Here is a 19,119-nt window from a genome sequence, read left to right on the forward strand (position 1 = left end):
ACGTTCGGTCCTCGCCTAGTATTACATCCAGTGGTTTAAATCATCGGTTATTGTATAAAACCGTGATTTTTGTTTTAGTTTTGGTAGGAGATGATTTAGTTGAAAAAATTTTAGCCACGATGTTACTGGCGGCTTTTCTCTTGTGCGTGTCGACGCCAGCGTTCGCCCGGACGGTGCAGACGCAGGGGAACATCTTACAAACCGCCAGTAAGGATGGTTCTCTGAAAACGTTCGTGGGGGCGGTAGATCAGGCAGGATTGAGGGATACGCTGAGCAGCGGCGGCCCATACACGGTCTTTGCGCCGAACGATAATGCCTTCAACAGGCTGCCATCGGATAAAGTGAACGCCCTCCTGGCCGATAAGCCGAAGTTGGCCGGCGTCCTGAAGTACCACGTAGTGCAGGGCCGATACACGAGCGCGGACCTGGCTAAAAAGGGCGTTGTCACTGCCCTGGATGGAAACCAGTTGAAGATCACGTCCAGCGACCATGCCATTGCAGTGAACGGCGCAAAGATCGTGAAGCCGGACATCCCGGCGGGGAACGGCATCATTCACATCGTCGACACGGTTATCATGCCAAGCAATCTTTAATCGAACAATGGCAGGATGTGCGGCCGTAAAATATCCGGCAGCCTGCCGGAGTGGCCTTTCCACGCCCTGTGATCCTGCGGTATGCTGTGGACGGGGATCACTGCGAGCCCGGCCCCGGCATCCTCGATGTTCAGCTTAACGCCGTTCACCTCAACGATGCTCATGGTGACGCCTTGAAAACGATGTATTTACCCAAAGGTAATACCCGTTAGATATTCGTGAAAATAAAACTTATAAAAACATAAATATTTGCCTGTCAATAGCCTGTACGCCGGGTAGTTTTGCTAAAGCGGTCACGGTCAGCGTCTACCCGTGCTCGTAAGGCGGCGGCCCCGGCTTATCCGAGTTCGAGCCCTTAACGAGCCCGGCGCGCCCCATGACTTTCTTGACCACCGGCGTATCTTTCTTCTTTTTCCCTTGCGGCTTCTCTTCGGCCATTTCGGGTCACTTTCCGTTCAAAGTATTTTCGTGGCGGGGCTTATACTTTCATGCCGGGCGTAGTGGTTTTAGCCGTGCGCTTACTGTCCTTATTCAGCCCTGAGCTCAACAGGTAATATGTTACCTGAACGAAACCCTTATATACTTTGGTAATATATTACCAATCGTTCAGGTAATATGTTACCTGTTGAAGGGAAACAAATGGATAAGAGGATCATAATCATCGCTTCGGCCCTCATCGCCGTGCTCGCCATCGTGGCGTCCGGCGCCGGGCTGTTCATGAACGGTTTGTATAAGAACGACACGAAGTCAGGGGCGGCCCAGGAGCAGGGCAACGACCTGGTGACGCTGGTGCTGTGCGTGCCGCTTTTAGCAGTGTCGACGTATTACGCCGCCAGAGGCTCGCTGAGAGGCAGGCTCGTATGGACCGGCATGGTGTTCTACTTCCTGTACGTATACGCCATGATGTCGTTCCTGTCCGCCTACAACCAGCTCTTCCTCGTGTACGTGGCGGCGTTCTCGCTATCGCTCTACACGTTCGCCTACAGCGTGCTGACGCTGGACGTGAACGCGGTGAAGGAGAGCTTTTCGGGGGCCCCGACGAAAGCCGCAGCAGGGTTCATGTTCTTGATAGCGATCGCCGTATCGGCGATGTGGCTGGGCATGATCGTACCGTCCCTTTTAACGGGAGAGAGGCCGGTTGCGCTGGAGACGTACACGACACTGGTCGTCCAGGCGCTCGACCTCGGCGTCATCGTGCCCTTGAGCCTGATCGCGGGCGTGCTGCTGCTGCAGAAGAAGGCATGGGGCTACGCGCTGGCGTCGCTCATATTCGTCAAGGGCATAACCCTGGGCACTGCGGTGCTCTCCATGGCGCTGTTCATGAGCCTGAACGGCGTGGAGGTAGTGCTGCCGCAGGTCGCCATATTCGTCCTGCTGGTGCTGGGTGCCCTGGCGCTGGCCATCATATTCTACGGTAAGATGAAAGTGCCGGCCGCATCGGCCGCATAATGGAGGTAAAAGCAATGGTTAGCGTACTATACTATTCGATGACCGGGAGCACGAAGAAGATGGCCACGGCCATCGCGGAAGAGCTGGGCGTGGAGGCCCTGGATGTGAAAAAGGCGGCGTCCGTCCCGCAGGACGGGGTCCTGTTCATGGGCTCCGGGTGCTACGGCGACAAGCCGGGAGATGACATGGCGAAGTTCATCGCCGCCCACGACTTCGCGGGCAGGAAGGTCGCCCTGTTCGGCACGTCCGGCGCCGGCGCCGGCAGGGAGGTGGATGCCATGGCGGAAGCGTTGAAAAACAAGGGCGCTACGGTCCTCGGAACCTACCACAGCAAGGGCAGGGCGTTCGTCCTGGTCAACATCGGTCACCCGAGCAAGGATGAGCTGGACGGCGCCCGGAAGTTCGCGGCGGAGATGGCGAAGCTTGGATGACATCGAGCAGACGAAAGCGGCGTTCGCCTCCAGCCGCATCGACATGGCGAAGTTCATCCTGGTCATGGTGTTCCTGATCGAGCAGCGGTGGAGCTACTACATCGGGAAGGATCTGGAGGAGGACGGGATCACCACGAAGCAATGGCTCATGGCCCTGGTCATCGCCAACGGGTTCAAGCATGCCCCGTCCATCCAGGAGGTGGCGGACGCGATGAGCACGACCCACCAGAACGTGAAGCAGATCGCGTCGGGCATGGAGCGCCAGGGGCTCATGAGGCTGGAGCGGGACGAGAAAAACAAGCGTATCATCCGGCTAAGGGTCACTGAGCATTGCTTCCGGCTGTTCAAAAGCCGCGAGGAGGGCGACGTGAGGGCGGTGCTGAGCATGTTCGAGAATATCTCGGACGATGAGCTGAGGGCGCTGTTCAACGTCATCGCAAAGATGGAGCACAGGGCCGACGAGCTCTACGAGGGCGCTAAGGCCATGAGAAAGGCGAAGGAGTGTTAAAATGAGATTGAAGGATATCGTTGTAGCTGTAGTGGCCATCCTGGTGCTTGCCGTGCTGGCGGCGTTCGCGGCCATGGGGTTCGTGCTCATGGACGGCATGAGCTATACGGCCACGGGCCACGAGACGCTGAGCCCGGCAGGGGCTGAGTCGGGGAGGGCGCTGGTAGTTTATGATCCGGGCATCACGGGCCGGGCGAAGGACGCCGCGGCCACAATAGCGGGCGACCTGCAGGCTAAGGGATATGCGGTGGACCTGTGCGGCATCAGGAGCGCCGGGGCCTGGAGGACGTCCGGCTACGACGTCATCGTCGCGGGCGGCCCCGTGTACGTGGGGAACGCCAGCGGCTCGGTCAGGTCATACCTGAGCACGCTGAAGGCCGACGAGGGCACGAGGCTCGGAGTGTTCGGCACGGGCGGCACGGACCTGGGGAGCGATGATCCGGCGATCGTCCGGAAAGACGTGGCCTCGGTCGATACATCGCTCGAGATCAAGGCGGCCATGAAGCTTCTGGAGTATGATGATGCCGATGAGAAATGTGCGGTGTTCGTCGAGGAGCTTCTGAGGTAGGGATTCGAGAGATGAGCTTTCTGTACGCGCTCAAGCCCGAAAAGGACCGACTGATGTGCCCCTTCTGCCGGGCGCTCGGGTCCGCGGGCGTGACTCCGAACATGGTCACGGCGGCCGGCCTGCTGCTCTCGATAGTTTCGGGGTTGCTCGCCGCATCCGGCGAGCTACACTGGGCTATCCTCGTCTTCCTGGCGGGCGCCGCACTGGACGCCCTCGACGGCTCCCTGGCCCGTGCCTGCGGCATGGGCTCCGAGTTCGGCCGGTACTTCGACAGCTTTGCGGACCGGGCTTCCGAGTTGTTTTTCGTCGTCGGGGCGGTCCTCGGCGGCGTACCTGCTACGGCCTTCCTGGTCGTGCTGGGATCGTTCGTCCTGCTTGGGGCAAGAGTATACAACCACAGGAAGGGCCTGAGCTCCAACGCCGCAATGTTCGGGCGGCCCGAAAGGCTGGCGCTATTGGTCGCGGGCCTGCTGTGCCAGGCGCCGTTCGACACGGCGTTCTTCGCTGCGGCATTTGTGCTCTGCCTTGTATCCTCGGCCCAGGCCCTGGCCTCGGGCAACATACAGAAACTAATGCAAAAAATAGATCGATATATCAGTCGGTAAAAAGCTCAATACTCCAGTACGTGCCTTACCCCGAGGCCCCGGGCCTTGAGAGTAGTGTCGAGGTACTCTATTTTCTGAGGCGTCACTTTCAGGATGCTCATGAACTCCGGAATGCTGACGCCCTTGAGCCTCCGCCGAGTTTTATAGGCCTCCACGCCCTCATCGAAGATCTTAGACCCGGCCTTGCCTATTTCGGCCGTGCCGGTGATCTGAACGCCCTTGATGCTGTCCCAGCCGGTGAACTGGGTATGGATGGCCACCGAGACGACGGGATTGGCGGAGATGTTGGCGAGTTTCTGGCCGCCCTCCGTGAGTATATAAAGGATGGTGCCTGAAGGAAAATACTCCACAGCGGACGCCCGTGGCACGTTGCCGGAGCACGTCGCCAGCACACACATGCCATGAGCCTTCAGGAATCCCGAGATAAGGCGTTCGAGTTCTTTATCGCTGATCATGTTACCGCCCGTTTTTATTCTACAAGGAGTTGTGTTTCCCACCTGACATATATAATGTTTACTGATAAGTAGCAAGATATCCCCATATGCCTACGTTTAAAGCCATATTGAGCGGAATAGCTGGAGTAATCGCCGTTCTGCAAGTCCGCCTCGCCACCCCGGCATAGAAAAATAAGAAAATATATAATGAAAAAACATTAATAATGACAAAAAGCCTCATATAGGCCTATAGATATAATTTGGATGATAGATTCATCGATTTTAGTGATGGTCATGGTGGAGCTAACGGTAATACAGCGGGAGATACTTTCCGCGCTAATCAACTTATTCCGGGAGAAGGGCCGGGCCGTGAAAGGGGAGGAGATCTCCGAGCGGATCGACCGGAACCCCGGCACGGTCAGGAACCAGATGCAGTCGCTCAAGGCGCTGGGCCTGGTGGAGGGCGTGCCAGGGCCCAAGGGCGGATACAAGGCCACCAGCACGGCCTACCAGGCGCTGAACCTGACGCACATGGACAGGGAGGCCGAAGTGGCCGTCTACCGGAACGGCGAGCGGATCATGAACGCCAACGTGGCCGAGATCGACCTGAACACGGTCCGCCACCCCGAGCTCTGCCGGGCCAGCGTAAAGATACTGGGAGATGCCCGCGTATTCAATATAGGCGACAGCATCCAGGTCGGCCCCACCCCGGTGAACAAGCTCGTCATAAGGGGAGAGGTCGTTGGCAGGGACGACATCAACAGCGTCATCCTGTGCAGCATCAACGAGATGATCTCGCTTCCCAAGAAGCCCGTGCGGGACTACATCAACCACCGGCTCATCACCATACCCTCCGGGGCCACGGTGAAGGACGCCCTCGTGGTGCTGGCGAAGCACGACATCCACGGCGCGCCCGTGGAGAAGGACGGGAGCATCGTGGGCATGGTCACCTATACCGACATCGGCCGGGCCATCTCGAGCGATAAGACCGATGATAAGGTGACCGAGATCATGACCCCGAACGTCATCTCCATCGACCAGGAGAAGCCCATGTACGAGGCCGTGTCCGTCATGAACCAGAATAAGATCGGCCGCCTTCTCGTTACCGGCGAGGGCAAGCCTAAGGGCATGATCACCCGGATGGACGTCATCAGCCGGCTGACCACTTATTGAAAAAGAGGCACCTTAAGGTGCCTTACTTATTTTAGCGCTTCTTCGACGGACTTGTTATCGAAGATGATCTTCTCCAGCGCTCTGGATACCTTGTCCGGGTCGTCGCTCTGCCAGACATTGCGGCCCACGGCCACCCCGGCCGCTCCGACGTCCAGGATATCCCTGGTCTGCTTGAGGAACACGTTGAGGTCCGACTTAAGGCCCCCGGCGCAGAGTACTTTCGCCCTGCCGGCCATGTCCGTGACCTTCTTGAAGGTCTCCTTCGAGCCGGTATACTTGACCTTTAGCAGGTCGCAGCCTAGCTCCAGGCCCACGCGGGCCCCGTAGGCGACGATATTGGGGTCGACATCGTTCGTCACGTACTTGCCCCGCGGGTACATCCAGCCTACCACGGGCAGGCCATAGTCCCGGGCCTTCTCCTGCACCTCGCGGAAGTCCTTCATCGCCTCCGCCTCGATGGGCGAGCCGACGTAGAGGGTGTATCCGACGGCGTCGGCGCCGAGCTTCACGGCGTAGTCCACGGAGCAGACCACCGGCGAATAGGGCGCCTCTTCGGCCTGCGCCTTCGCGATGTTATCCTTGCCGTTCACCTTGACGATGAGGGGCACCCTGCCCGAGTAGTTCTCGCGATACTTCTCGGCGAGGCCCTTGTGGAAGATGAGCCCCGTGTACTTGTTCCTCAGCGCGATATCGATGATGTACTCGGGGTTATAGTTCTTATCGTTAAAATCCTTGGGGCCGTGTTCCAGCCCCTGGTCGTAGGCCAGGAACATGGCCCTTCCGTCCTTGAATAACCGGGACATATACTTCTGGGAAGGTTCGAGCATAATATAATATTAGCTCTTTAATATTATTTATTTTGCCTGCGCTTGAGGCTCTTGAGGATGTCCCCGTAGTTCCAGAACAGTATGGCATCGAGCTCGGACGGCTTCACGCCCAGCTCCGGGCATATCTCCTCTCTGAAGACCGCCTCGAAGTCCATGTAGTCCCGCGGCGTGCTGATCCGCCGGTCGAAGTCCCTGTTGAACAGGAGCGTGAAGGCACGCTTTAGCCGGGAGTCGAAGGCCAGGTAGCCCTGCGAGTAGCCCGTTTCGGTCAGAAATTCGCTTGCCGACTTCATGCCGTAGCCGTGGACCGTGTCCATGAGATAGAAGCGGGGGTCCGGGGCTTTTCGCATGTTCCTGATGAGCACGAGTTCGTTGCCGTTCACGATGGCGGGCTCGTTCAGGTTGTTCACCATGGCCTGAGCCTTGAGGGACGTCTCCTTTCCGGGGCTGCAGTATCGCACGTTATATTTCGTTAAGGCCGAGTGTGTCCGCTTTATCAGCGCATCGGGGCCGCTACATTCCTGGAAGGCTTTCATGGAGCGGATCGTCAGCAGGTCGAAATCAGGGGACTCGATGAGCCGATAAGATGGGGCGGAGCGGCCCATGGCCACGATGATGCGCACCAGGTGCTTCCACAGCTCCTCGCCGCCCATGGCGCGCCAGGCGCCCGGGACGGGCATACGCTCTCTGGTGGAGTCGTAGTACTTCGAGACGAAGCCGCCCAGGATGTCCATCTGCCCTTTGTTGAAGTCGAAAGGCCGGTTGAAGCGCACGGGTTCCACTCGCTCCGGCACGCTAAATATTTTCCCTGCACAAAGGATAAGCACTACAAGCGCTATTTTATATGGGGATGGAAAATGAACAGGCCGGGCCATTTTGGCGGGGCCATGCTATTGTTCTTCGGCATCATGTACTTCCTGCCGAAGGGCGACACGCTCCAGACGCTGGCGCTATCGGTGACCGCTGCGGGCATAGCGGCCGCCATGTCCATGAAGCCGGACTTGGATAAAAAGTTCTTCTGGGGCATCTTTCACAGGTGCTGGATCACGCACAGCCTGACCACCGTGGTCATCGTGACCGCAGGCACTTTCGCGCTGTTCAATTACGTCCTGCACGAGGGGCCGCTGTCGTACTACGCGGCGCTGGCCGCCTTCTGCGCCATCTTTTCCCACGTCGTCCTGGACTCCTTCACGAAGATGGGCGTGCCCCTGCTCGGGCCGTTCGACCAGAAGATGCGGGGGCTGCGATGGTTCAAGGGCTCGAACCCGCTGCTGAACTACGGCCTGATGGCCGCGGGCGGGCTCATGATGCTCGCCTACTACCGGGTCTTCTAATAGTGTACCGAGTTTTTCTTTTTACGTTATGCCATCTTAGGCGTGTCCTTAACCACAGGGGCGCAGAGCCCACGGAGTTTCACAGAGCTTACTTTTTATAATTTGAGTCACAGAGACCACGGAGCCCGGTTTATTGGCTTACCTTTGGCTGATGCCAATTCGAGCGGGGCACAGAGTTAATTGAGGCACGGTTGGCCAATAAACAACTATCTGGTTTATCCTCGCCAGTGCCTCTTTTCACTCTGTGCCTCAGGATAGTTATAAACACGTCCTCCGTGCACTCAGTGACCTCCTTATTTAAAAAATCTCTGTGCGTCTCCCATGCACTCGGTGCCTCTGTGGTTGGAACACGCTGAGATGGCATAACGGGCAGTCTATATAAATAATTTAAAATAAAATGGCGCTATCGGTGCTTTAATAGGTGACCAGGTCCCGCAGCGCCGCCTTCGGGTCCTTCGCCTTCACGACACCCGAGGCCAGCAGCACGCCGACGGTGCCCAGCTCCAGGGCCGCCTTCACGTCCTCGCCCTTCGAGATGCCGGCGCCGCACAGTACCTTCACGTTCGGGTCGGTGACCGCTTTTACGGAGTTCCGCACGATGCCCGGGTCGGCCTTCGACACAGGGATGCCGCTGCCGATGAGCTCCGGCGGCTCGATGGCGACGTAGTCCGGCTTGAACTGCGAGACCTCCTTCACCTTCTCGATGCTCTCGGCACACACGACGGAGGTCATGCCGTGCTTCCGGAGCACTTCGACGCACTTCTTGATCTCCTCCAGGGGCCGGCGGTCCTCAGAGTGGTTGATGAGCGAGCCGGTGACCCCGCAGAACTGGAGCGACTGCGGCAGGACGTGTCCCGTGTGGCTGCCGGGCTCGATGGGGTCGACGTGCTGCGCAAAGACCTCTATGCCATAGCCTTTGTGATGGAATAGCTCGGGCGTCTGGGGGCAGACGATGATGCGTATGCCGGTCTCCTGCATGACGTCCCTTGCGTCCCAGGTGAGCTGGCGGCCTTTATCTCCAGAGCTCTCCAGGTAGGTCTTATAATTGAGGATGATGATGGGCTTCTGCATGAATATCAAAATAATATCGGCAGTTACAATAATAATAATTTACTACGCTATATTCGATCATGGATAAAAAGCTGAAGGTGCTCGGCGTCGCGGGGAGCCTGCGGAAAGGGTCGTATAATAAGGCTCTACTGCGTGCCGCCCTGGAGGAATCGCCGGAGGACGTGGAGCTCGAGGTCTTCGACCTCGAAGGGATACCGCCCTACAACCAGGACCTGGATAATGACATGCCGGCAAAAGTGAAGGAGTTCAAGAGTAAGATCAAGGCGGCCGATGCCATTTTAATTGCTACTCCCGAGTACAACTACTCGGTGCCGGGCGTCCTGAAGAACGCCATCGACTGGGCCTCCCGCCCCCCGGGCGATAACTCCTGGGACGACAAGCCCGTGGCCATCATGAGCGCCTCCATCGGCATGCTGGCCGGCGCCCGGGCGCAGTACCACCTGAGGCAGACGTTCGTCTACATCAACATGCATCCCGTCAACCGCCCTGAGATCATGGTTCCCTTCGCCGCCGATAAGGTGGACGCGAACGGAAGGGTGACCGACGAAAAGACACGGCGTAAGATAAAAGAGCTACTGGAAAGCCTGGCCTCGTGGACGAGACGCCTTAAGAGATAAATAGAAAGGGGGATGGCCTTCTGCCATCCGCTTAGAAGTCCGTCATTATTCTATACTGGTCGATCTCGTCCTTGTGCATGGCCCTGAGGAACGCCCTGGTGGCTCCCTCGATATCCTTTGCGTTGGTGATGGCCCTGCCCACGACGAGTATGTCCGCGCCGCCCTTCATGGCGACCTCGACGTTCTCGACCTTCACGCCGCCTGCAACCGCGACGAGCAGCTTCTTGCCGCCCGCGGCCTTTTTAATTCCGGCGATGTTCCCCCAGGCGTGCTCCGCCTTCTGGCCCTCGGTATCGATGCCTCTGTGGAGCTCGACGATGTCCGGCTTGTGCTTGAGCGCCTCGACCACCTTCGCGGGGTTGTCGACGTTGAGCATGTCGATGATGGAGTAGATGCCCACCTTGCGGGCCTCCTCGCAGAACTTCTCGATGGTCTCCAGTGGCGCCAGGCCCGAGCACACGACCGCGTCCGCCGTGGCATCCGCCGCCATGCGGGCCTCCAGGTTGCCCGTATCTAAAGTCTTCAGGTCGGCCACGATGAAGGCGTCCTTCTTGATGGCCCTGATCTTGCTGATGACCTCGAGGCCATAGCGCTTGATGAGCGGAGTGCCGGCCTCGATAATGATGTGGTCGTTCTTCGGGGCCTGCATTAATACTCGCTCGACGACTCCCAGGTCGGGGGCGTCGATGGCGATCTGCAGGTACGGCGGGTCCCAGAGCCGCATGATCTTGTAGCCCATGATGGCGTGGGTGCCCCGGTCCTTCTCGAACGTGACCTTGTCCACGGGCGGGAAGCTCTCCATTGCCCTTACCAGCGCCAGCCTGGTTGCGCCGTAGTTGTACTTGTAAATGCGGGTGTAGTCCTTTGCCGCGGGGTGAACGAAAACCGAGACGATGATGACGATGCTCTCGACCTGGTCCTTCGGGATGATGCCCTCCTCGACGGCGTCCGCCACGGCCTTGGCGACTGCCGCCTGGGCGGGTCCGAAGATCTGGGCTGCCTGCTCCAGGTTCTTGACCGTTACTTTGGGCACGATGAGCGTCGCGGGCTTGGGTATGAGGTTGGGCCTGACCACCGCGAGCAGGGGCGTGTGCCCCGCTGACATGTTGGTCATGCCATTGGCGAAGGCCATTCCGACCGGGCCGGCCTTGTCCCCGACTAACAGATCGATGTGGGCGACCTCGTTGCCCTCGCCGATCAATGCTTCTCCGACTAGATACACGATTCCTACCTCATGACGCCTTAATACCCTGATACGTTATAAATTTTGGCGTTATCAAGGCCCTCTAAGAATAATAAGAATGCACGAAGACTTTTTCACCCACGAAGCCACTCGAAGCAGACCTGAAGCGACACGAAGACATTAATAGATCTTTTAAAAAGTCTTTGAGGACTTTGAGCCAGCTTTGTGTCGCTTTGAGGCTGAAAAGGTCTTCGTGCATTCTTATTGAGTTTAGTGAGGCTTATTCTTTCATGAGGCCCGGACACTGGTAATTGCGGGGCATGAGCCGGATGAGCGGCTCCTTCGCGCCCTGGCTGATGTAATAGAGCTTATTCTTGCCTTCCCACTCGCAGGTGACGATGCCGTCGTCCAGGAGCTTCTGCATGTACCGGAAGACTAAACTTTTTTCCATGCCCAGCATGTCCGAGAGCTTCTGGTTGCTGATGCCGGGGGTGTCCATGATGGCGCCCAGGATCTTGCGGCTGGAATCGCTCCGCAGGTGAGAGGCGATGAGCTTCTCCCGGTCATTGTAGGTGTGGGAGTTCACGAAGATCCGGGTGTACTTGCCGATCTTCTGGAGGACGATCCGGCCCTCGTTTTGGAGTCGCTGGATATGGTAGCGCGCGGTGCCAATGTTCAAGCCCCTGCCCCTGGCCACCTCGGGGGCGGTGCACCCCGGGTTGTCCGTTATGTATGTGTACGCTCCGAGCTTATTTGCGTTATCGATCTTTCGTGAGCGGCGCACCACGAACACGCCCGCGGCGGCCGCGGCTATGACGCCGACGATGAGCCCCGGGAGGGCGTATAACTGGATCCACAGCGGCAGCTCCCAGAATGAGACGGCCCTGTCGGCGCCGCCGGTATCGGCCTGGGCCATCTGCTCGGGAGTGAGGTTCGCCTCGCTCGCGGGCATGACGACGTAGCCTCCCTCGTAGACGATGGAGCCGGGCGGTAGGCCGCTGGGGGCGGGGTCCACGACCCTGGCGTCGTGGGGCCAGACGAAGAGCGAATAGTAGGCTAAAACCAGCGCTGCGACTAGCAATATGCCTGCGGCGGCAAGCACGATACCCCTTTTACCGGCCATATAATCGAGATACTTTAAAAAAGGCAATATTTAAGCCTTATCAAGTTGACCGGCAGTATTTATATAAAACGCTGGGCAAGGCCTTGGAAAAGAATCCAAATTTATCCATTGTTATTACTAATGTACCAATTATAATTCGAATAAATATATATCAAGCCGTTTTATCGTGAGGACAAGCATAATAACCTGCTTATAATTTTATAAATTATGAAAAATATTATTCGGCAGTGGGGCCGCATGCTGGCCAGGCTATGCTCCGGGGACGCCCGGTCGGTCATCGACAAGACGGTGACCACGGACACGATCTCCAGGAACATCGGGGCTGAAATGCCCGAGAGGCCTGCAAAGCCTGGGTGCCAGTGGTACCGGGTCGAGAAGGCGAGCCATGACATCAACCTGGGGGTGCACGACGACGCGCTCGTGCCCGTGCAGTACAGGTGCATGATCTGCGGCCATGCCTACGTGGTGCCCGTGAAGGCCTGGAAGATCCGGAGCTGCCTGTACGTAGCGTCTCCCTGTAAGAAGTGTAACACGTTCCAGACCATCGACATGGCGGAGCTTCGCTCGGAGTACAGAGCGCGCGCCCAGCAGCATGGCGGCGGGCTGCAGTACGTAGCCGTCACTTCGTTATATCAGGACCGGTAGAAGGAGCGCAACAGGTCGCCTGCGCCCTTGCGCCGGCCTTCAGCCCGTCCACGAACTTCAGGACCTCTGCCATTCCGGCCCCTTTTGCGGCCATGCCCACGATGGCGCTCCCGACGATGGCGCCTTCGGCGCCCATGTTGAGGACGCCCCTTACGTGCTCGGGCGCGGAGATCCCGAACCCCACGGCCACGGGGGTGCCGTTCGAGCACTCGACCGCGCGGGCCACGGTTTCGGCCAGGCCCCCCGCCAGGTCCCTCCGCGCGCCGGTGACGCCCATGCTGGAGACCAGGTAAACGAATCCCGAGGCGTCCTCGAGTATCATGCGCATGCGGGCAGCTGGCGTGTTGGGCGTGACGATGTGGATGTAGTCGACGCCGCTCTCCCTGCAGGCTCTACGTAGAAAACCGCTCTCCTCGAACGGGAGGTCGGCCACGATGAGCCCGCTCACGCCGGAATCCCTGCAGTCCCTTGCGAATTTCTCTACACCGCGCTGGAGCACGATGTTGTAGTACGTGAGGTACACGACGGGCACTTTTTTGTCGAGCCGCCCCGTTAAGCGGAAGGCCAGGTCCGTGTTCATGCCCGCCTTCAGCGCCCTGTCCACGGCGGCCTGTATCACGGGGCCGTCCGCGATGGGGTCCGAGAACGGGACGCCAAGCTCGAGCACGTCCACGCTGCCCGAGTCGATGAGGGACTGAGCCAGCATGAACGACTCTTCAGGCGACGGGTCGCCCAGCGTAATATATGCGATGAGCGCGCCCTCTCCCCTTTTCTTTAACTCCTCGAACTTCTCCGTGAGCCTCACAGGGACACCCCCATGTGCCTGGCCACCGTTTCCACGTCCTTATCTCCCCTGCCCGAGAGGTTGATGACCACTATGGAGTTCTTGTGGAAACTCGCCCTGTTCTTCATGACCCAGGCCACGGCGTGGGAAGACTCGAGCGCCGGCAGTATGCCCTCCACCATGCCCAGCTCCTGGAACGCGTCGAGCGCTTCAGCATCCGTCGCATAATCGTACTCAGCCCGGCCGATGTCACGGAGCAGCGCGTGCTCGGGGCCCACGGCCGCGTAGTCCAGCCCGGCCGAGACGCTGTGCGTGTCCAGTATCTGGCCGTAGCGGTCCTGGAGGACGTACGTGTATGAGCCGTGGAGCACGCCCTTCTTTCCCGTCTGGAACCGGGCCGCGTGCTTTTTGGTGTCTATGCCGCATCCGCCCGCCTCGACCCCGACGAGCCGGACGCCTTCATCGTTAAGGAACCCGGAGAAGATGCCGATGGCGTTGCTCCCGCCTCCCACGCAGGCCACCACCGCGTCGGGGAGCCGGCCCTCCTTCCGTAATATCTGCTCCCGGGCCTCCCGGCCGATGACGCTCTGGAAGTCCTTAACGATGGCGGGGTAGGGGTGGGGGCCGTAGGCCGTGCCGAACAAATAGTGAGTATCGTCCAGGCAGGTGACCCAGGAGCGCATGGCCTCGCTGATGGCGTCCTTGAGCGTGCGGGTGCCGTTCCTGACGGCGACGACCTCGGCCCCCAGGAGCCTCATGCGGAACACGTTCATTTTCTGGCGCTCGATGTCCACCTCGCCCATGTAGATGGTGCACTCCATCCCCAGCGCCCTGGCGGCGGTGGCCGTGGCCACGCCGTGCTGCCCGGCGCCCGTCTCCGCGATGAGCCTCGTCTTGCCCATCCGCTTCGCTAAAAGAGCCTGTCCCATGGTGTTGTTGATCTTGTGGGCGCCGGTGAACGCCTGGTCCTCCCGCTTCAGGTAAATGCTGAAGCCGTACCTGGCGCTCATGTTCTTCGCCGGCGTGAGAGGCGTGGGCCTGCCCACGTACTCCTTCAGATATGCGTCCAGCTCCCCCCTGAACGAAGGGTCGTCACTGAACTTGAGGTAGGCCGCCTCCACTTCCTGCAGGGCGGGCACCAGCATCTCGGGCACGTAGGTGCCCCCGTACTCGCCGTACCGGCTACTTATGGCCATTCGACGCCTCCCTCGCGTTCGCGATGAACGCCTTCACGAGCTCAAGGTCCTTGACCCGGCCCTCTCCCTCGACGCCGCTCGCCACGTCCACCGCGTATGGCCCGACCTCCCGGACGGCGGCTGCAACGTTATCCGGGTTGAGCCCCCCGGCAAGAATGACGGGCTTCCTGACGGATGCGACGATCGACTTAGAGATGTTCCAGTCGTGCGTGGTGCCGCTGCCCCCGCGGTTCGGGGACATGGTGTCGAGCAGGATGGCATCGGCCACCTTCTCGTACTCCATCGCCTTTTCCAGCTCGCGGCCCTCTCCCACGTGGATCGCCTTGACGATGCACGTCCCGGGCAGCGCCCTCTTTATTTCCGCCACCATCCCCGGCGGCTCATCGCCCTGGAGCTGGATAGCGCCGGGCTGAATGGCATGCGCCGCCTCCACTGCCTCATCCACAGTGGACGGCATCATCACGATGACCGGCCTGACCGAGGGAGGCAGCGTTTTCGCTATCGCCTTCGCCTGCTCTATGGTGATGCGCCTGGGGGACCGGGCCAGGAGCATACCGACGGCGTCGGCGCCGGCCTCAACGCACTTAAGGGCATCCCCGGGAGTGCGCACGCCGCAGATCTTGACCTTCACGGGCAGGCCCCCGGGCGGGAACGTTCGATATATTCCATCAGCTTATCGTATGCGGCTCCGGAGATGACCTTTTCGGCGGCAACGTCCAGGGCCTCCTGCAGCGTCAGCGTGCCCCCGCCCACGTAAATGCCGCACGCCGCGTTGAGGAGCACGATGTCGAGCTTCGGCCCCCGGGCCCCTTTTAGTATTTCGAGCGTGAGGGCGGCGTTGGCCTTCGCGTCCCCTCCCCGGAGGTCTTCCACGCTCGCCCTTTTGAGGCCCAGGCTCTCCGGGGTCAGCGTGTACTGGCTTATCGAGCCGTCTCTCAGCTCGCAAACGTACGTCGGCCCGAAAGTGGAGGCCTCGTCCAGGCCCCCGGCGCCGTGTACCACGAGCGCCCTTTCGACGCCCAAATTCCCGAGCACTTTAGCGGCGGGCGCGACCAGGCCCCGGTCGTATACGCCCATGACCTGGGCCTGCGCCGACGCCGGGTTCGTCAGGGGCCCGAGCAGGTTGAACACGGTCCGGATGCCGATCTCCTTCCTCGGGGCCAGGGCGTGCCTCATCGCCCCGTGGAACACGGGGGCGAACATGAACCCGAAACCTATGTCCTCGATCATGCGCTCCACGGCCTCCGGCCCCAGGTCGATCCGGGCGCCCAGGGCCTCGAGTACGTCGGCGCTCCCCGACTTCGACGTGACGGACCGGTTCCCGTGCTTGGCGACGGGCACGCCCGCTGCGGACACCACGAACGAGGCCGCGGTGCTGATGTTGAAGGTCTTGACGGCATCGCCCCCGGTGCCGCACATGTCCACGAGCGGCCGGCCCACTGCAGGCTTTATATGGTGGGCGAACGCCCGCATACCCCGGGCGAACGCGGTCACTTCCTCCACGGAGACTCCCTTCATGCGCATGGCCGTGAGGAACCCCCCGATCTGGGACTGAGTAGCCCTGCCCGACATGATGTGGCGCATGGCCTCCTCGGCCTCCTCGTGTGGCAGGTCGTGCCCGTCCACCAGCCTCCCGATAAAGTAGCCCATATCGTGGGCGGTCACCTGCATTTAGATCCCCCTGTAAAGAAAGTTCTTAAGCAGTACCTTGCCGTAGTCCGTGAGGATGGACTCGGGGTGGAACTGTACGCCTTCGATGGGGTACTCCCGGTGCCGTATGCCCATGATCTCCCCGTCATCGCTCTTCGCCGTGATCATCAGGCAGTCCGGAAGGCCCTGCTGTTTGACCGTCAGCGAATGGTATCGTGCGGCGGTGATGGAGTCCCTGATGCCGGCGTAGATGCCCTTGCCGTCGTGCCGGATGCTGCTGGACTTGCCGTGGAGGGGCGAGAACGCCCGGGATACGACTCCGCCGAAGGCGATGCCGATGGCCTGGTGGCCCAGGCAGACGCCCATGATGGGGATGCTGGGCCCGACCTTTTTAATTATATCCACGCAGCTCCCGGAGTCCTCGGGCTTGCCCGGGCCGGGGCTCAGGATGATGCGGTCGGGCGCCCTCTCGAGCACCTCGTCCACGGTGATAGTATTGGGGACCACCTCGGGCTCGCCGCCCAGCTCACCCACGTACTGGTACAGGTTGTACACGAACGAGTCGACGTTGTCGACGATCAGAACTTTCATACTATTTACCACTCCTTCTCACGGAGCGACCCAGTGCATTGAGCATGGCGGCTCCTTTGTTCATCGATTCTAAATGCTCCTTCTCCGGCACGGAGTCCATGACGATGCCGGCGCCGGCCTGGACGTATGCCTTACCGTTCTTCAGGAGGATGGTACGGATGGCGATGGCCAGGTCGGAGTTCGAGTTGAAGCAGAAGTACCCCACGCAGCCCGCGTAAAGGCCCCTCCTGCGTCCCTCGAGCTCTTCGATTATTTGCATGGCCCTGGTCTTGGGGGCGCCCGACACGGTGCCGGCCGGGAACGTGGCCGTGAGCACGTCAACGGCGTCCATATCATCTCTTAGATCGCCCACCACGTTGGACACGATGTGCTGGACGTGGGAGTACTTCTCCACGGACATGTAGTCGTCCACCCGGACGCTCCCGAACTTCGAGACCTTGCCCACGTCGTTCCTCCCCAGGTCGACGAGCATCACGTGCTCCGCGAGCTCCTTGGGGTCGGACAGCATTTCCGCCTCCATGGCCAGGTCCTCCTCCGGGGTCCTGCCCCGCTTTCGGGTGCCGGCGATGGGACGGACGATGACCTTCCTGTCCTCCACCTTGACAAGGATCTCGGGGCTGGAGCCCACGATCCCCGTGTCCCCGTACTCCAGGAAGTACATGTATGGAGAGGGGTTGATCTCCTTCAGGGCCTGGTACAGGGCCACCGGGTCGATGTCGGCCTCGGCCTCCGCCCGGAGGGAGAGCACGATCTGGAACGCGTCGCCGTCCAGAATGTACTCCTTCGCCCGCTCCACCATGCTCATGTAGCGCTCTTTCGAAGTGGGGTACCTCAGCTCGAGCTTTTCCGGCACGGGCAGGGGCGGCCTGGCAGACGCCCCGCTTCCCAGGGCCCGCCTCATGCGGGCTATGCGGGCCTTCGCCCCCTCGATATCCCCGGAAAAGTCGTTAGATATCAACAACAGCTTTTTCAGGCTGTGGTCGTACACGGCCAGGTCCTTCACGAAGGCCAGCCCGGCGTCGGGGCACCCGAGGTCGTCGCACGCTGTGCAGCCCACGTCGTCGAAGTACCGGATGAAGTCGTATGAGATGTAGCCGGCCAGGCCCCCGTAAAAGACGGGCATGGGCGCCTTTTCGCCGACGAATACCGGCCTTGAGGGCCTGAACCCGGCCATCACGTCCTTGAGGAAGGCCACCGGGCCGCCGTTATAAAATACGGGCGTGCCATTAAGGAGGATGGAGCCGTCCTTGATTGTTATGGGCTCGCCGCCGGCCCCGATGAACGAGAACCGGGCCGACTTGCCGCCCGTCTCTGCCGACTCGAACAGGAATGAGCGGTCCTCGCGGCCTTTAAGGCGCAGGTACGCGTCCAGGGGCGGGACGGAAGTGTCGAGAGCCTCGACGACCGGCGTCACCTTCGCGGGCTTCCGGAGGCGCTCCCGTATCGAGGCCGGGCTGAGCAGGCCCTGGCCGTATTCGAGCATCTAGGGCCTCCCATAAACGAGCGAGCGCAGGGCCTCTCCGGGGTCCGGGGCCCTCATAAGTGCTCCCCCGATGAGGGCCGCGTCGCAATAGCTCAGCGCTTCCGCCAATTGTCCGGCCGTCTCGATGCCCGACGCGCTGACCACGGTGCCGTCGATGAGCGGGGCCAGCCTTGCCGTCCTCCCCAGGTCGACCTCGAGCGTGTCCTTGTCCCGGTTATTCACGGCATACAGCGAGGCGCCCGCGGACTCCGCGCGCTCGATGTCGCCCTCGGAGTGCACCTCCACCAGGGGCTCCATGCCATAGGACCTGGACCCGGCGATCATGCCGGCGAGAGAGTCCGTGGAAAAGAAGGAGGAGATCAAAAGAAGGCTGTCGGCGCCGAGGGCGTACGACTCTTTGATCTGGGCGGGGTGAAAGAGGAAGTCTTTCCGCAGCACGGGCAGGCCGCACCGGGCCTTCTCCAGGCTCTCGACGGAGCCCCCGAAGAACCGGGGCTCTGTCAATACCGATATGCCGCATGCGCCGTTTTCTTTAAAGGAGCGTGCCAGGGGCTCGATATCGTCTATGCGCCTCAGGCGCCCTGCGGTGGGCGAGGCGGGCTTTATCTCGGCGATGACCGGCCAGCGTCCATCCTTCGCTGCCCTGTCGATGAAATCGGCGAGGCTGAGTGGCCGCCTGCCCGGGCGGGCATCGCCTTCGAACGGTACGTAATCGCGCTTACAGGCCTGAAGGATGTCCGTGAAGTTCAATCGTTTCACCATGTACAAAGTTATACTTTGATGTATAAAAACATACATAGTGTCGCATATTTATACTTTACGCACAGCTGACGAAAATTGATAATAAAAAAGGA

General features: G+C 60.1%; 25 protein-coding genes. 10 read left to right on the top strand and 15 right to left on the bottom strand.

What is annotated here, in order from left to right:
• Positions 1-119: 119 nt before the first annotated feature.
• Positions 120-593 carry a fasciclin domain-containing protein gene (locus MCP_RS14655; protein WP_128860097.1) on the top strand — a complete coding sequence of 158 codons (474 nt, stop codon included), beginning with the start codon at positions 120-122 and terminating at the stop codon, positions 591-593.
• Here the strand turns inward: MCP_RS14655 and MCP_RS15780 are convergent.
• Positions 590-757 carry a hypothetical protein gene (locus MCP_RS15780; RefSeq protein WP_012901633.1) on the bottom strand — a complete coding sequence of 56 codons (168 nt, stop codon included), beginning with the start codon at positions 755-757 and terminating at the stop codon, positions 590-592. The genes MCP_RS14655 and MCP_RS15780 overlap by 4 nt on opposite strands.
• Before the next feature lie 142 nt (positions 758-899).
• Positions 900-1,031: a hypothetical protein gene (locus MCP_RS16205; RefSeq protein WP_269445990.1), complete on the bottom strand. Its 132-nt coding sequence runs from the start codon at positions 1,029-1,031 to the stop codon at positions 900-902.
• Positions 1,032-1,232: 201 nt separating this feature from the next.
• Here MCP_RS16205 and MCP_RS14660 point away from each other — a divergent pair, with 201 nt between their 5' ends.
• The 5 genes from MCP_RS14660 to MCP_RS14680 are packed head-to-tail and all read left to right on the top strand — an operon-like array spanning position 1,233 to position 4,154.
• Positions 1,233-2,042 (top strand): hypothetical protein, encoded by an 810-nt coding sequence (locus tag MCP_RS14660; RefSeq protein ID WP_012901634.1) that lies wholly within the window; start codon positions 1,233-1,235, stop codon positions 2,040-2,042.
• A 14-nt stretch (positions 2,043-2,056) separates the two neighbouring features.
• On the top strand, positions 2,057-2,473 hold the full coding sequence (locus MCP_RS14665; RefSeq protein ID WP_012901635.1) for a flavodoxin family protein: 417 nt from the start codon (positions 2,057-2,059) through the stop codon (positions 2,471-2,473).
• Positions 2,466-2,981, top strand: a complete 516-nt coding sequence (locus MCP_RS14670) for a MarR family winged helix-turn-helix transcriptional regulator (RefSeq protein WP_231845104.1) — start codon at positions 2,466-2,468, stop codon at positions 2,979-2,981. The genes MCP_RS14665 and MCP_RS14670 overlap by 8 nt, the downstream gene beginning before the upstream one ends.
• A gap of 1 nt (position 2,982) precedes the next feature.
• Complete coding sequence (locus tag MCP_RS14675; RefSeq protein ID WP_012901637.1) at positions 2,983-3,549, top strand: flavodoxin family protein; 567 nt, start codon at positions 2,983-2,985, stop codon at positions 3,547-3,549.
• A gap of 11 nt (positions 3,550-3,560) precedes the next feature.
• Positions 3,561-4,154: a CDP-alcohol phosphatidyltransferase family protein gene (locus tag MCP_RS14680; RefSeq protein WP_012901638.1), complete on the top strand. Its 594-nt coding sequence runs from the start codon at positions 3,561-3,563 to the stop codon at positions 4,152-4,154.
• 5 nt (positions 4,155-4,159) lie between these two features.
• Here the strand turns inward: MCP_RS14680 and MCP_RS14685 are convergent, their stop codons facing one another.
• On the bottom strand, positions 4,160-4,609 hold the full coding sequence (locus MCP_RS14685) for a pyridoxamine 5'-phosphate oxidase family protein (protein WP_012901639.1): 450 nt from the start codon (positions 4,607-4,609) through the stop codon (positions 4,160-4,162).
• Positions 4,610-4,852: 243 nt separating this feature from the next.
• On the opposite strand from MCP_RS14685, the gene MCP_RS14690 reads away from it, so the two are divergent.
• Positions 4,853-5,761 (top strand): CBS domain-containing protein, encoded by a 909-nt coding sequence (locus MCP_RS14690; protein WP_231845105.1) that lies wholly within the window; start codon positions 4,853-4,855, stop codon positions 5,759-5,761.
• A 26-nt stretch (positions 5,762-5,787) separates the two neighbouring features.
• Here the strand turns inward: MCP_RS14690 and MCP_RS14695 are convergent, their stop codons facing one another.
• Complete coding sequence (locus tag MCP_RS14695; RefSeq protein WP_012901641.1) at positions 5,788-6,588, bottom strand: class I fructose-bisphosphate aldolase; 801 nt, start codon at positions 6,586-6,588, stop codon at positions 5,788-5,790.
• A 23-nt stretch (positions 6,589-6,611) separates the two neighbouring features.
• Entirely contained in the window at positions 6,612-7,382 is a 771-nt protein-coding gene (locus MCP_RS14700; RefSeq protein WP_012901642.1) for a hypothetical protein, read from the bottom strand.
• Between the two features lie 63 nt (positions 7,383-7,445).
• On the opposite strand from MCP_RS14700, the gene MCP_RS14705 reads away from it, so the two are divergent.
• Positions 7,446-7,922, top strand: coding sequence for a metal-dependent hydrolase (locus MCP_RS14705; protein WP_012901643.1), 477 nt, complete (start codon positions 7,446-7,448; stop codon positions 7,920-7,922).
• A gap of 414 nt (positions 7,923-8,336) precedes the next feature.
• Here the strand turns inward: MCP_RS14705 and tpiA are convergent, their stop codons facing one another.
• Positions 8,337-8,993, bottom strand: a complete 657-nt coding sequence (gene tpiA, locus MCP_RS14710) for a triose-phosphate isomerase (RefSeq protein WP_012901644.1) — start codon at positions 8,991-8,993, stop codon at positions 8,337-8,339.
• A 59-nt stretch (positions 8,994-9,052) separates the two neighbouring features.
• On the opposite strand from tpiA, the gene MCP_RS14715 reads away from it, so the two are divergent.
• Positions 9,053-9,610: an NADPH-dependent FMN reductase gene (locus MCP_RS14715; protein ID WP_012901645.1), complete on the top strand. Its 558-nt coding sequence runs from the start codon at positions 9,053-9,055 to the stop codon at positions 9,608-9,610.
• 31 nt (positions 9,611-9,641) lie between these two features.
• Here the strand turns inward: MCP_RS14715 and MCP_RS14720 are convergent, their stop codons facing one another.
• A complete protein-coding gene (locus tag MCP_RS14720) occupies positions 9,642-10,832 on the bottom strand; it encodes a bifunctional 5,6,7,8-tetrahydromethanopterin hydro-lyase/3-hexulose-6-phosphate synthase (RefSeq protein WP_012901646.1) in 1,191 nt (396 codons plus the stop codon).
• Between the two features lie 241 nt (positions 10,833-11,073).
• Positions 11,074-11,916, bottom strand: coding sequence for a winged helix-turn-helix transcriptional regulator (locus tag MCP_RS14725; RefSeq protein WP_128860098.1), 843 nt, complete (start codon positions 11,914-11,916; stop codon positions 11,074-11,076).
• A 207-nt stretch (positions 11,917-12,123) separates the two neighbouring features.
• Between MCP_RS14725 and MCP_RS14730 the strand changes: the two genes are divergently transcribed.
• Positions 12,124-12,561 carry a hypothetical protein gene (locus MCP_RS14730; RefSeq protein ID WP_012901648.1) on the top strand — a complete coding sequence of 146 codons (438 nt, stop codon included), beginning with the start codon at positions 12,124-12,126 and terminating at the stop codon, positions 12,559-12,561.
• Here the strand turns inward: MCP_RS14730 and trpA are convergent.
• From trpA to MCP_RS14765, 7 genes are read right to left on the bottom strand one after another with little or no spacing between them, the layout of a single operon-like run.
• Positions 12,536-13,366: a tryptophan synthase subunit alpha gene (trpA, locus tag MCP_RS14735; RefSeq protein WP_012901649.1), complete on the bottom strand. Its 831-nt coding sequence runs from the start codon at positions 13,364-13,366 to the stop codon at positions 12,536-12,538. The genes MCP_RS14730 and trpA overlap by 26 nt on opposite strands.
• Positions 13,363-14,541, bottom strand: a complete 1,179-nt coding sequence (gene trpB / locus MCP_RS14740; protein ID WP_012901650.1) for a tryptophan synthase subunit beta — start codon at positions 14,539-14,541, stop codon at positions 13,363-13,365. The genes trpA and trpB overlap by 4 nt, the downstream gene beginning before the upstream one ends.
• Positions 14,528-15,172 (bottom strand): phosphoribosylanthranilate isomerase, encoded by a 645-nt coding sequence (locus MCP_RS14745; protein ID WP_012901651.1) that lies wholly within the window; start codon positions 15,170-15,172, stop codon positions 14,528-14,530. Before MCP_RS14745 ends, trpB begins: the two co-directional genes overlap by 14 nt.
• Positions 15,169-16,212: an anthranilate phosphoribosyltransferase gene (gene trpD / locus MCP_RS14750; protein ID WP_197525922.1), complete on the bottom strand. Its 1,044-nt coding sequence runs from the start codon at positions 16,210-16,212 to the stop codon at positions 15,169-15,171. Before trpD ends, MCP_RS14745 begins: the two co-directional genes overlap by 4 nt.
• Positions 16,213-16,782, bottom strand: coding sequence for an anthranilate synthase component II (locus MCP_RS14755; protein WP_012901653.1), 570 nt, complete (start codon positions 16,780-16,782; stop codon positions 16,213-16,215).
• Between the two features lies 1 nt (position 16,783).
• Positions 16,784-18,265, bottom strand: a complete 1,482-nt coding sequence (gene trpE, locus MCP_RS14760) for an anthranilate synthase component I (RefSeq protein ID WP_012901654.1) — start codon at positions 18,263-18,265, stop codon at positions 16,784-16,786.
• Positions 18,266-19,027 carry an indole-3-glycerol-phosphate synthase gene (locus MCP_RS14765; RefSeq protein WP_231845106.1) on the bottom strand — a complete coding sequence of 254 codons (762 nt, stop codon included), beginning with the start codon at positions 19,025-19,027 and terminating at the stop codon, positions 18,266-18,268.
• Positions 19,028-19,119: the final 92 nt, after the last annotated feature.

The sequence above is a fragment of the Methanocella paludicola SANAE genome, assembly GCF_000011005.1.
Taxonomy (GTDB): Archaea; Halobacteriota; Methanocellia; order Methanocellales; family Methanocellaceae; genus Methanocella; species Methanocella paludicola.

Coding starts and splice junctions, on each gene's coding strand:
- MCP_RS14655 (WP_128860097.1), top strand. CDS start 120: ATGTTACTGGCGGCTTTTCTCTTGTGCGTGTCGACGCCAGCGTTCGCC.
- MCP_RS15780 (WP_012901633.1), bottom strand. CDS start 757: ATGAGCATCGTTGAGGTGAACGGCGTTAAGCTGAACATCGAGGATGCC.
- MCP_RS16205 (WP_269445990.1), bottom strand. CDS start 1,031: ATGGCCGAAGAGAAGCCGCAAGGGAAAAAGAAGAAAGATACGCCGGTG.
- MCP_RS14660 (WP_012901634.1), top strand. CDS start 1,233: ATGGATAAGAGGATCATAATCATCGCTTCGGCCCTCATCGCCGTGCTC.
- MCP_RS14665 (WP_012901635.1), top strand. CDS start 2,057: ATGGTTAGCGTACTATACTATTCGATGACCGGGAGCACGAAGAAGATG.
- MCP_RS14675 (WP_012901637.1), top strand. CDS start 2,983: ATGAGATTGAAGGATATCGTTGTAGCTGTAGTGGCCATCCTGGTGCTT.
- MCP_RS14680 (WP_012901638.1), top strand. CDS start 3,561: ATGAGCTTTCTGTACGCGCTCAAGCCCGAAAAGGACCGACTGATGTGC.
- MCP_RS14685 (WP_012901639.1), bottom strand. CDS start 4,609: ATGATCAGCGATAAAGAACTCGAACGCCTTATCTCGGGATTCCTGAAG.
- MCP_RS14690 (WP_231845105.1), top strand. CDS start 4,853: ATGATAGATTCATCGATTTTAGTGATGGTCATGGTGGAGCTAACGGTA.
- MCP_RS14695 (WP_012901641.1), bottom strand. CDS start 6,588: ATGCTCGAACCTTCCCAGAAGTATATGTCCCGGTTATTCAAGGACGGA.
- MCP_RS14705 (WP_012901643.1), top strand. CDS start 7,446: ATGAACAGGCCGGGCCATTTTGGCGGGGCCATGCTATTGTTCTTCGGC.
- tpiA (WP_012901644.1), bottom strand. CDS start 8,993: ATGCAGAAGCCCATCATCATCCTCAATTATAAGACCTACCTGGAGAGC.
- MCP_RS14715 (WP_012901645.1), top strand. CDS start 9,053: ATGGATAAAAAGCTGAAGGTGCTCGGCGTCGCGGGGAGCCTGCGGAAA.
- MCP_RS14725 (WP_128860098.1), bottom strand. CDS start 11,916: ATGGCCGGTAAAAGGGGTATCGTGCTTGCCGCCGCAGGCATATTGCTA.
- MCP_RS14730 (WP_012901648.1), top strand. CDS start 12,124: ATGAAAAATATTATTCGGCAGTGGGGCCGCATGCTGGCCAGGCTATGC.
- trpB (WP_012901650.1), bottom strand. CDS start 14,541: ATGGCCATAAGTAGCCGGTACGGCGAGTACGGGGGCACCTACGTGCCC.
- trpD (WP_197525922.1), bottom strand. CDS start 16,212: ATGCAGGTGACCGCCCACGATATGGGCTACTTTATCGGGAGGCTGGTG.
- MCP_RS14755 (WP_012901653.1), bottom strand. CDS start 16,782: ATGAAAGTTCTGATCGTCGACAACGTCGACTCGTTCGTGTACAACCTG.
- trpE (WP_012901654.1), bottom strand. CDS start 18,265: ATGCTCGAATACGGCCAGGGCCTGCTCAGCCCGGCCTCGATACGGGAG.
- MCP_RS14765 (WP_231845106.1), bottom strand. CDS start 19,027: ATGGTGAAACGATTGAACTTCACGGACATCCTTCAGGCCTGTAAGCGC.